General features: G+C 55.6%; 8 protein-coding genes. 3 read left to right on the top strand and 5 right to left on the bottom strand.

The features are described 5' to 3' along the window. The first annotated feature begins 863 nt into the window (after window positions 1-863). Together Pla52o_RS17800 and Pla52o_RS17795 are read left to right on the top strand one after the other, a co-directional pair. Window positions 864-1,412, top strand: a complete 549-nt coding sequence (locus Pla52o_RS17800) for a carboxymuconolactone decarboxylase family protein (RefSeq protein ID WP_146595953.1) — start codon at window positions 864-866, stop codon at window positions 1,410-1,412. Between the two features lie 1,024 nt (window positions 1,413-2,436). Then, window positions 2,437-3,033 carry a DUF1294 domain-containing protein gene (locus Pla52o_RS17795; RefSeq protein ID WP_146595952.1) on the top strand — a complete coding sequence of 199 codons (597 nt, stop codon included), beginning with the start codon at window positions 2,437-2,439 and terminating at the stop codon, window positions 3,031-3,033. 376 nt (window positions 3,034-3,409) lie between these two features. On the opposite strand, the gene gluQRS is transcribed toward Pla52o_RS17795, so the two are convergent. The 5 genes from gluQRS to Pla52o_RS17770 form a co-directional block, all read right to left on the bottom strand. Further along, window positions 3,410-4,366 (bottom strand): tRNA glutamyl-Q(34) synthetase GluQRS, encoded by a 957-nt coding sequence (gene gluQRS / locus Pla52o_RS17790; RefSeq protein WP_146595951.1) that lies wholly within the window; start codon window positions 4,364-4,366, stop codon window positions 3,410-3,412. After that, window positions 4,366-5,763: an asparagine--tRNA ligase gene (gene asnS / locus Pla52o_RS17785; RefSeq protein ID WP_197169321.1), complete on the bottom strand. Its 1,398-nt coding sequence runs from the start codon at window positions 5,761-5,763 to the stop codon at window positions 4,366-4,368. Before asnS ends, gluQRS begins: the two co-directional genes overlap by 1 nt. Window positions 5,764-5,835: 72 nt before the next feature. Further along, window positions 5,836-7,584: a divalent metal cation transporter gene (locus Pla52o_RS17780; RefSeq protein WP_146595950.1), complete on the bottom strand. Its 1,749-nt coding sequence runs from the start codon at window positions 7,582-7,584 to the stop codon at window positions 5,836-5,838. A gap of 174 nt (window positions 7,585-7,758) precedes the next feature. After that, window positions 7,759-8,829 (bottom strand): NAD(P)/FAD-dependent oxidoreductase, encoded by a 1,071-nt coding sequence (locus Pla52o_RS17775; protein ID WP_197169320.1) that lies wholly within the window; start codon window positions 8,827-8,829, stop codon window positions 7,759-7,761. Between the two features lie 84 nt (window positions 8,830-8,913). After that, window positions 8,914-9,117: a hypothetical protein gene (locus Pla52o_RS17770; RefSeq protein WP_146595948.1), complete on the bottom strand. Its 204-nt coding sequence runs from the start codon at window positions 9,115-9,117 to the stop codon at window positions 8,914-8,916. On the opposite strand from Pla52o_RS17770, the gene Pla52o_RS17765 reads away from it, so the two are divergent. Continuing rightward, a complete protein-coding gene (locus tag Pla52o_RS17765; RefSeq protein WP_146595947.1) occupies window positions 9,116-10,981 on the top strand; it encodes a carbon starvation CstA family protein in 1,866 nt (621 codons plus the stop codon). The two genes, Pla52o_RS17770 and Pla52o_RS17765, sit on opposite strands and share 2 nt — an antisense overlap. The last annotated feature ends 54 nt before the right edge of the window (window positions 10,982-11,035 follow it).

Here is an 11,035-nt window from a genome sequence, read left to right as displayed (position 1 = left end):
AGAGTCCGATCGACTTTGAGCAATCCATCGAAGAACCGTTATTCGTCGGTGAATCCTGATCCACAGGAGGCACCATTTACCTTCCCGTTAAGACCGGCCCACTGTCAACTTTTCGTGGGCAATTCCATACTCTTAATCTTAATCCCGTCCGCGCAAGCTCTGTTGGACCGGGTTGAACCGGAGGAAATTAGGATTAAGAGTAAGATTAGGATTAAGAATGAAAAGCAACGGTAGGGCCGGTTCCTACCGGCTGTTCCCGATGCGAGAACGACAAAACCGGTCATCCCGGTCGGCCTTCATTTGTAAGTAACGGCAGCGAATATTCAATGCCGGTGGCCGGTGGGAACCGGCCCTGCTTGGCGTTCGAGCGGAGGGTCCAGAAGTATCCGGTCCAATGGAGCGTCGATCCGTGGAGGCCCAATTACAGGTAGAGGGTCCATTTGCACTAGGAGGATGACGCGATAAATCAGTTGATGCACTGGGGGGGGGATTGCCTCACACCGCTCGACACCATGCTCGCGATCATCTCTCGGGTGTGAGCGTGAGCAAGGTAACGCATCGTACGTGAGCCACCAATCCAACCCATAAAGCGTGCCATTTGTACTGGACTCCTTTCTGAGTGGCGAACACTTCTTTGTAGGGCAGCGAAGTTCGGTCACACCAATGAAAACGGTGGTGGGCCACGGGGATGGATTCAGTACCGCGAGAAAATGCTTGTTTTCTCGCACCGCTTACAACTATCGGACCGCGAGTGGTGAAGGTAGAATTTTAGTCAGTAGGGTATGGCGACTTCGGCAATGCCAACACTCAACGCCTGATTTTTTCCGCGATCCTAGGCTGCTGGCGACAAGGGGTGATCCACTATGCAACGCTTCCCACTGAGGCAAGAGGCTGACGCACCGCAAGAGGTCGGGCAGGTCTACCGCGACTTTCAGCACGGAATGGGGTTTCCCGAGGTGCCGAATTTCATCCGCGTCCAGGGAACTTCGCCAGGGATGTTGGCCAGCACCTGGGCACTTGCCAAACATATTCTGCTGGAGGGATCTCTTCCCAGGTCCATCAAGGAACTGATCTTTGTCGCCATCGCCGTGGAACGTCAGTGCAAATATTGCAAGGACGCGCACACCGCGTGTTGCCGAATTCTGGGAGTCGAGGACAGCACGATTCGAGCGGTGATGGAAGGGCTCAGCGAAGAACTCCCCGATCGCATTCGGGTCATCATCCAATTTGCGGTCAAGTGCGCCACCGGACCGCATGAACTGACCGACGAGGATTTCGCCAGTCTGCGGAGGCAAGACCTCGATAATGAGCAGATCCTCGAAGTGATTGCGACTGCGTCGATGGCGGTCTACGCCATCACCATTGCCGACGCAACGTTGTTAGATACCGATGCAATGTTCGTACAGGCTTAGCACTTGAGACTCGCCTGTGACGGATCCACCGGATCCGGATGCGAGCTAGGAGGAAGGACACTCTAAGGACGGAGGGCCGCCCGAGAAGAACGATGCATTCCGGTGCGTTGTAACCTTCCTTCTATCTTGAGGGGTGACGATCGGATCTTGGGGAAAAACTTCAGCCATCGCAAGGATTGGAGCGAACTGCGGTTGATCCCTTTCGCCGTGACCTTTGGGATCGATTTGTGGGTGTCGCTTCTGAATGCCTGCCACCGTTACTTAAGCGGTCGTGTGGCATTCAACTCGTTCGCGGTTCGTCGCTTTACGGGCTTTCCCCCTTGAGAAACTTGTCTTGGGGGGAGGTCTGAACGAGCAGAGCAAGTCCACCGGTGGGGCGTCGACGTGTTAGCGATGGCAATGTGCAGGTTCAGTGTCACTCGCCCGGGAACGAAAACCTCGCTGAAGCCTCGATTTCCGATCCTCCCCAGCATGCCTAGGCGGGGGAAGCAAGTGGTTGCGACATCTATGCTTGAACGCCGCATGACCTCTTACACGATTGAGTCGGGACGCTGCATCACGGTGCGAAGGGGGATGCGACATCGGAAGATTGTTTTAGACCCTAGCGGGGCGTCCCAGGGGGTGTGGATTTGATGCGAAGGTATCGCCCGGTCCGCCGCTGTTATTTGCGGCAACAGACATGTGAGCTACCGGCCGGTGTGGATTGGCGGCAAGCGTCCGTGCGTTTTAGTTGCAGAGGGCCGACGGTGACATCCGATAGATGAAATTGCGTACGATCAACCACATTTTGCTCGATCGACGCAGTATGAATCGCCAGCCTTCGCCGATTGAAGTCGGTCACCGTCAAGCAATCATAGCGTTTTCAATGGTTGTCCGACCGAGGTTGACTTCAACGCTCCAGTAAAGTGTTATGTCTGTGTGCCTGGCGATGGGACTAGGTGACGGAAAAACGGAAAGAAAAGTGCAGGTAGTCCGAGTGTTTTGGGTGATCCCGTTCACCAACGAAGTCAACTGAGGGTGACGCATGCGAATAGCTGGCAAGTTAGTGACTTGGAAGGATGATCGAGGTTTCGGGTTCATTGCACCGGATGGCGGTGGAGACGAATTGTTTGTTCATATCAAATCGTTCGTCCATCGGTCTCGTCGCCCAGCCGAATTAGACGTTGTTACTTTCGAGCAATCGGTTGGACCGGATGGTCGCGGTCAAGCCACCAGAGTGGTGTTCGAGGGAGAACCGCTCGTTAAGCCAACGCTCATTCCCATTCAGATTGTGATCGCGATTTCTTTTCTGCTGGCCTTGGCAGCATTAACAATCGATGGCAAATTGCCTTTTTACGTTGCAGGTTTGTATGCGACGATGAGCGTGATCGCGTTCATCGCCTATTGGATGGACAAAGTCGCAGCGATCCACCGTCGCAGCCGCACGCCAGAAAATACGCTACTGTATCTCGGAGTCATTGGCGGTTGGCCCGGAGCGCTCATCGCTCAGCAGGTGTTTCGGCACAAGACCGTCAAGCAGTCATTTCAAGCGGGGTTTTGGGTTTCGGTGGTCGTCAATTGCTGCGTGCTTATATTTCTAGCGTCTCCAGCATTGCGAGCGTACATTCGTTCGTTGGTCTAACACGTGCTATGGAAAACTAGCGACTGAGGGGGGCATTGCCAACCTTCGTCTTGCGGCGGCGAGGTTGCTGTCCCCGCAATTGCGGCTGGAGTGGAGTTTGTGGCGATGTCGCATGAAGGCGATTGGCAAATGCTTGACCGGATAGCCACGAATGTTGGCACGGAAAAACGCGGCAAGTCTTTCGACCGATTGGGCGTGGATGCGGCCTGATGGTGATTGGGGCAGCGACTTTGGCAGATCGTTTTGCACCGCAGCGGGTTTGCCTTGTCGTTCTCAGCATTCGGCCCGCTTGCGAATTGGAATGCATGGCCAAGTGCCACAGATTAATGAATCCGTTGTCACGAGTTGCCGTAGTCGATTGATTCGGATCGGCGTTTTAACTGCGGATCCAGGCTGCGGTTTCCGACTCGTGGACGATGATTGAGTTGCGATTGATTTTTGACCATGAAAACAGCGGGATCACGTCGGCGGCACTCCGCTCCGCTGCAGTCTCGGTTAAACCGGCGGAGTGCGCGGCCCAGCCGACGATCGTCTCCGGATCGACGCCTTGTTCGCGATACAGACTCAATCGCGTGTCGCCGTGACGTTTGGCCAAGCGGCGGCCATCGGGGCCTTTGATTAAAGGAACGTGAGCGTAGTGCGAACGAGGTAGCTTGAGTGCCTCGGCGAGCTCGAGATGCCGAAACGCACTGGGCAGCAAATCGTCGCCTCGCACCACCTCGGTCACTCCCATCGCGGCATCGTCCACGACACAGGCGAGATGATAAGAATAGCTGCCATTTTTTTGCGTGATCGGGAACGCGCCAAGATGCGCGGCGGGATTGCAATTCTGCTTTCCGAGCACAAGGTCGTCGATGTCAAGCTCGCGATCTTTGACGCGGAATCGCCAAGAAAATGTGCCCGCCTCGGGCAGCGGATCGCCGTTCTGCCAACTCGCACAGATGCCAGGATAGATGTTTCCCTCGTGCTCGAAATGGGGTGCCGAACCTGCATCGGCGATGTCTTGTCGCGAACAAGTGCAAGGAAAGACGAGATTGTCTGCGATCAGTCGCTCGAGTGCGTCGGCGTATAACGATTGACGTTCGGTTTGGATGTACGGCGAATGTGGACCGCCGACATCGGGCCCTTCGTCCCAATCGATTCCCAACCACCGCAAATCCTCGATCGCTTGCTGGATCGCCCACGATTTGACACGCGGCGAATCGATGTCCTCGATTCGCAGGATTAACTTTTTCCCCGTGCTGCGAGCTGACCAGTAGGCGAGCAAATAGGTACGAGCATTTCCTAAATGCTGAGCTCCGGTCGGGGACGGTGCCAATCGGCCGGTGCTCATTAAAAGTCAGCGTTGCCGGGGGTGCGGGGGAACGGAATCACGTCGCGAATGTTGGCCATTCCGGTGACGTACTGGACCGCTCGTTCGAGCCCGAGTCCAAAACCCGCATGCGGCACCGTGCCGAAGCGGCGCAAGTCGATGTACCACCAGTAATCTTCTTCGTTCAATCCCGCTGCGGCCATTCGCGACGTCAATACATCAAGTCGCTCTTCGCGTTGGCTGCCACCGATGATTTCACCAACGCCGGGCACAAGCACATCCATCGCAGCGACCGTTTTTCCATCATCGCTGACCCGCATATAAAACGGTTTGATCGACGACGGATAGTCGGTCAGGATGACAGGGCCTTTGACATGAACTTCGGTCAAATAACGCTCGTGTTCGGCTTGCAAATCGGTGCCCCAGGAAATCGGGTAGTCAAATTTGGCGTCGCAGGTTTCGAGAATCTTGATCGCTTCGGTATAGGTCATGTGAGCGAACGGACGTTCGACGACCGAGCGAATTTGGTCGATCACGCCCGGCTGAATACGCTCGTTAAAGAACTGCATGTCTTCGTCGCAGTGATTCAAGCAATCGGTGAAGATTCGCTTCAAGAAATCTTCGGCCAAACGCATGTCATCGGCCAAGTCAAAGAAGGCGGCTTCGGGCTCGACCATCCAAAACTCGGCAAGATGCCGGCTGGTGTTACTGTTTTCGGCGCGGAACGTCGGTCCGAACGTGTAGATACGACCAAGTGCGGTGGCGTAGGTTTCGCCATTGAGTTGCCCGCTAACGGTCAAATAAGCTGGTTTTTCGAAAAAGTCGTACTCAAATTTCACCGGGCCGCCGGATTTGGCCAGCATGTCCAAATCGAGCGTCGTGACACGAAACATCTCGCCAGCACCTTCGCAATCACTCGCCGTGATGATCGGTGTGTGAGTGTAGAAGAAGCCGTTTTCGTGAAAGAAGTGATGAATCGATTGGCTGATTTGATTCCGAGTACGCATCACGGCGCTGAGCGTGTTGGTGCGAGTCCTCAGATGTGCCCACTCACGAAGTTTTTCGAACGAGTGCCGTTTCTTCTGCAGCGGGTAGGACTCGGGATCGGCCCAACCGAGCACTCGCAGCGAAGTCGCTTGCAGTTCGGTGGCTTGACCTTTGGCAGGCGACTCAACCAACTTTCCCGCCACCACAACGCTGCAGCCCGCCGTTAGTTTTTGGACTTCGTCAGCGTAGTTGTCCAGTTCCCCTGGGGCAACGACTTGGATATTGCCAAGGCAGCTGCCATCGTTGACTTCAATAAAGCTGAAGCCCCCTTTGCTGTCGCGACGTGTGCGAACCCAGCCGCGAACTTCACAATCACGGCCTGCCGCCTCGGCTTTGCGAGCCTCAGCGACACGAATCCAGTTGTCTTGCATCGTCAATCCTTTTGATTTGAAGCTTTTACAAAGGGGAGATTGGCGTCCGATTCGAACGCCCGGACTACCACGCTATTCCGCAGCGACCTTGGTCGGTTTTCGGAACGCAAATCCGATCACCACCGCCAGCGAGTAGACAATTAGAATCCCAATCACGACATAAAACGAAATTGGGTTCTGTTTGTCCATCGCCTTGTCGTACATCGCAGTTCCTGCTGCTGCCACGGCACCGGCGACCGCCAGAAGCATCATCACATTCCAGGCCACCATTCGGCCACCGGTTGGTTTGTCGTCGCCCAAGATTCGGCGACTGTTCATCATCAAAAAGAAGGTGATGTAGGCGATCGGCAACAACATCACCGCAAACGTACTGGCGAAAATGGCCAGCCAAAATCGCGTTTGATCGTCGGTCCATAACCAAACCCAACTGGCTCCGGAGATACCAGCAACCAAAACGCCGGTGACAAACATGCCGCTGCTTCCGGGACGGCCGGACAATTCTTGAAAAGCGTAGCCATTGATCAACATCAAAATGATGATCGTCGAGAACCCCATGCCAAACACACCGAGCCCGAAAACGAGCTTCGCTTTACTGTCGCCCAGCAGCGGAGCCAAGGTTCGTGACAACTGGAACGCGTCCCGCTTGATCAGTGCGGATGCGATTCGCTTTTCATCTTCAGGTAGCTTGGCAACCATTTCGAGTTTTGTTGCCTCGTCGGTCGTCGCGGCGGCGTCGCCGAGTTCCAAGTCGACGCGGGCAAGCAAGCTCGATTTGACCGCACCAAACGTCGGTGACTGTTCCATTTCGGCGAGGTTGGTGGATGCCAATTGCGGATCAATCTTGTTATGGAACGATGCCGCCGCAGCGATCACGACACAGCTGGTCACGAGCACAAAAGGGATCGCCATGCCGGTGGACAAGTCAAAGCGTGCGAGTCCGCGAAACGGGCGATCCCAACCGCGAGCCAGCATCGAATAAGGCAACAAGAACGTCATGTTAATTCCGACGGCCGTTGCAATCGCCGAGATCATCACGCTCCGCTGCGTCCCCATTAATTTATGAGTCCAAAACGATTCACCCTCAGGCGATAAGCCTTCGACCAGCCCTTGCAAGTCGCCCGCCGGATGGATGAACTGGCCCAGATCGGGAATAAAACCGGCCAAAATCGTGCCAAATTCGAGCTCACCGCTACCAAACAGCAGCACGGCAACCCCGACAAAGCAAATCACGACCATGCCGATCAAGCCTTTGAGGAAAATGTCAAAGAACTTCGCCGCTTTGCCTTGCCGAGTATTTAGCAAGACGACAAAACCGGCCGCGAGGAACAACGACAACGTGATTCCCCACTTGGTCACCACGTCGCCGCCCAATCCATCGCCTCCCCCCAACGTCGCTAGATTTTTATCAAGCGCGTCGTAACAGAGACTGAACTGGGGCATACAAAAAATCATGTTGGCCATGATCGTGGCGACGATCCAGCCCCAACCGAGTGCGGGGTTGATTTCGCTATTGATCGCCTCGAAGGGGCGACGCCCGGTGCTCAGCGTGACGTAGCTGATCGCAGACAACATCACAACGCCCAGAATAATCGCAACCAATTGCAACCACAGCATGCTGTAGCCGCCAAGCACACCGAGGAACAACGATCCGGCCAGCGAGCCACCGCCCAGCGTAATCGCACTTTGCAACCAACCGGGCCCCGACAACCGAATGTAAGCCCCCAGAACCTTGCCATCGGCTTGTGCCTGCCGAAGTAACTCACGATCGGCTTGGACTTTTTCATTTCCGAGAGCTATTTGTTCTGTTTCGGCTGCTGACATGGCGAGATTTTCTGGGAGGTGGGGGATGGAGAAAAAGATAAGGTCGGTAGGCAATGGCGGAGGCACCGCGAGGTGCGTTGCTTGGTGCCGCTGGGTAACGCGTTGCTGGGTAACGCGTTGCATTCACGTTGCCGCAGGACCCAACGATCCTGCGACCGTGATTGCGTGGTTCGCTTACCCTTCGAGTTCCGCGAGGTAGCGTTCGGCGTCCAGGGCGGCCATGCATCCGGTGCCTGCGGACGTAATCGCTTGTCGATAATAATCGTCAGCGACGTCGCCTGCAGCAAAAACACCCTTCACGCTGGTGTTGGTGCGGAAACTTTTGGTCCAACGAATATAACCGCTGCTGTTGGTCTCGACAGCATTGTTCAAGAAGGCGGTGTTGGGCGTGTGCCCAATCGCAACGAACATGCCGCCGACGGGCAAATCGCTGATCGAACCATCGACGGTGCTTTTCAGTTTGATTCCGGTGACGATTTTCTCGTCGCCGTAGACTTCGTCGACGACACTGTTCCACTTCATTTCGATGTTGGGGTGATTGAGCGCGCGATCTTGCATCACCTTGGAAGCCCTCATCTCATCACGGCGAACGATCAAGTAGATCGTCGCAGCGTTCTTTAGATTGGCGAGGTAGGTTGCTTCTTCGACCGCCGAGTCACCGCCGCCAACGACCGCGAGTGGTTTGGCTCGATAGATCGGCAACGCACCGTCACAGACCGCACACGCGCTGACGCCCTTGTTCTTGTACGCTTCTTCGGTATCCAAGCCGAGGTAATTGGCGCGTGCTCCGGTCGCGATGATCACGGTTTTCGCTTTGACCGGTTCCCCGTTGGCGGGTTTCAGCACGTGAACGTCGCCGGAAAAGTCGACGCTTTCGATATCATCGCCGATCACGCGAGTGCCAAAGTTGAGGGCTTGTTGCTTCATCAACTCCATCAACTCGACGCCTTGGACGGCGTAATGCGGTTGGCCATCTTTTTCGTGCCCTGCGGGCGGCATCGGCAGATTCCAGTGTCGATCCTTGTCGACGGCCGATTCCACGAACGCGCGAATGTTTCCGGCGGGAAAACCGGCAAAGTTTTCCACTTCCGTCGTGAAAGCCAATTGGCCCAACGGAATCATTTCGGGACGCACGGTGCCTTCGTAGACCACTGGATTTAGGTTGGCGCGAGCTGCATAAATTGCGGCAGACCATCCCGCAGGACCACTTCCAATGATAATTGTCTTCTCGATTTTGTCGCTCACGCTAATGTGGCTCCCTGATTCGTAGCACTAAAGGAAAGATTTTGCGAGTTGGGCACGGTATTATAGGGTCTCAATCGTCCTATACTACGGGCGGTAAAACTGTATCGTCGCCACTGCGGATGCGGAAGTCGCTGTGATTTCATCCGTTGCGGCCACGTCGCCATCGAATGCGGCCACGTCGCCATCGAATGCAGCCACGGCGCCATCGAAGCGTGATTCGGACGCGCTCCCGGCCTGCGATGGCAGTACTTTCCTCTTCCTCCCTTTCCCATCTTGTTTATTTTTCATGAGCACATTGATTGTTGCCTTGGCCTCGATCGTCGGCTTTGTTGTGGCATACAACACCTATGGTCGTTGGTTGTCACGCCGATTGTTCAAATTGACGGCGGACGCGGTCGTCCCCAGCCATGAATTGCGTGACGATGTCGATTTCGTACCCACGCGTCGCTCGGTCATTTTTGGGCATCACTTTACCAGCATTGCCGGGACTGGACCGATCGTGGGACCCGCCTTGGCGGTGTTTTGGGGGTGGTTGCCGGCTCTAATGTGGGTGATCTTCGGTTCGATCTTGATCGGCGGTGTCCACGACATGGCGGCGCTCGTGATATCGCTTCGCAATAAAGGGCAAACGATTGGCGAAGTGGCGGGACGTTTGATTACACCGCGGGCCAAGGTGCTCTTCTTAGCGGTCTTGGCGCTGGCGCTGTCGGTCGTCTTAGCCGTCTTTGGCTTGGTGATCGCGATTATTTTCGCCATCTATCCCGAGTCGGTATTGAGCGTCTGGATCGCCATGCCGGTGGCCGTCGTGATCGGCATCTGGGTTTACAAAAAGGGAGGCGGGCTGCTGATGCCAAGCGTGCTGGGGTTGTTGATCTTGTATGGGGCCGTTTACTTCGGTGCGTATTATCTGCCGATCTCGTTGCCCGCAAACACCGATGGCTTTTTCACACCGGTGGTCGTGTGGACGTTGATATTGCTGGTCTATGCCTTCGCCGCGTCGGTGTTGCCGGTCTGGTTGTTGTTGCAACCACGCGACTACATCAACTCTCACCAATTGTATGTCGCGTTGGTATTGTTGGTGGTCGGGTTGGGAGTCGCTTCGATTTCGGGGAAAGCCGACTTGGTGGCCTCGGCACCGGCGATCGCCAAGGCCGAGAATGTGCCGGCCGATGCGCCACCGATTTTGCCATTCCTGTTCATCACCATCGCTTGCGGCGCGTGCAGCGGGTTCCATTGCTTGGTCAGCAGCGGTACGACCAGCAAGCAAATCAATTGCGAATTGGATGCACAAGCGGTCGGTTATGGAGCGATGTTGCTCGAGGGCGGTTTGGCGGTGTTGGTAATCCTCGCTTGTTGTGCGGGAGTGGGGATGGGGCGAGTCGAGCGAAGCGAGGTCAACGGGATTGGCGAGTATGCAACCGTAATGGCGGCCGATGGTACCGCAATCACAGGCAACGCCGCTTGGAAAACGTATTATCGCGCGACAAAAGCCGATGGATCACCGGGCGGTTGGGCCGATCATAAGTTGCCGCAGAAGTTGGCCGCGTTCATCGACGGCGGTGCGAACTTTTTGGCCACGATCGGACTGCCGCTAAAACTAGCCGTTGCGATCATGGCGGTGCTTGTCGCTAGTTTTGCCGCGACCACGCTTGATACCGCGACCCGATTGCAGCGTTATGTCTTGCAAGAACTTGGCCAAAGTGTGCATGTCAAACCGATGACCAACAAATACATTGCGACGGGAATCGCGGTTGCCGTCGCCGCCGTCATCGCACTCGAGGTGGGGGACAAACCGGGAACGGGCGGAATGGTGCTGTGGCCTTTGTTCGGAGCAACCAATCAATTGCTGGCCGGATTGGCGCTGATGGTTGCCGTCTTCTACCTCGCCCGACGCTCCAAACCGTTTGCCTTCGTCGCCATTCCGATGGTGATCATGTTGGTCATGCCAGCGTGGGCGATGACGTATGACTTGGTTTATAACTGGGTCCCCCAACAGAAATGGACATTAATTCTGTTTGGATTCGGCATTCTAGGTTTGCAAGCCTGGATGGTGCTCGAAGGATTATTGATGTGGCAACGCTGTCGCGGCGTGCTCGAAGCTCCGATTGCGTCCACCACGTCGCCTGCAGCCGAATCGGCTGCGGCAAGCTGACGCAGACTTAGGGGGCGACGAGACAATAAAACGCGTCGTTTGTAGTTACGACCG

The organism is Novipirellula galeiformis, from assembly GCF_007860095.1.
GTDB lineage: Bacteria > Planctomycetota > Planctomycetia > Pirellulales > Pirellulaceae > Novipirellula > Novipirellula galeiformis.
Note: the sequence above shows the minus strand (reverse complement) of the source record. Positions and strands in the feature narration are given on the sequence as shown.

Excerpts from the sequence above, each read along its gene's own strand:
- Pla52o_RS17800 (WP_146595953.1), top strand. The coding sequence starts at position 864 with ATGCAACGCTTCCCACTGAGGCAAGAGGCTGACGCACCGCAAGAGGTC.
- Pla52o_RS17795 (WP_146595952.1), top strand. The coding sequence starts at position 2,437 with ATGCGAATAGCTGGCAAGTTAGTGACTTGGAAGGATGATCGAGGTTTC.
- gluQRS (WP_146595951.1), bottom strand. The coding sequence starts at position 4,366 with ATGAGCACCGGCCGATTGGCACCGTCCCCGACCGGAGCTCAGCATTTA.
- asnS (WP_197169321.1), bottom strand. The coding sequence starts at position 5,763 with ATGCAAGACAACTGGATTCGTGTCGCTGAGGCTCGCAAAGCCGAGGCG.
- Pla52o_RS17780 (WP_146595950.1), bottom strand. The coding sequence starts at position 7,584 with ATGTCAGCAGCCGAAACAGAACAAATAGCTCTCGGAAATGAAAAAGTC.
- Pla52o_RS17765 (WP_146595947.1), top strand. The coding sequence starts at position 9,116 with ATGAGCACATTGATTGTTGCCTTGGCCTCGATCGTCGGCTTTGTTGTG.
- Pla52o_RS17770 (WP_146595948.1), bottom strand. The coding sequence starts at position 9,117 with ATGAAAAATAAACAAGATGGGAAAGGGAGGAAGAGGAAAGTACTGCCA.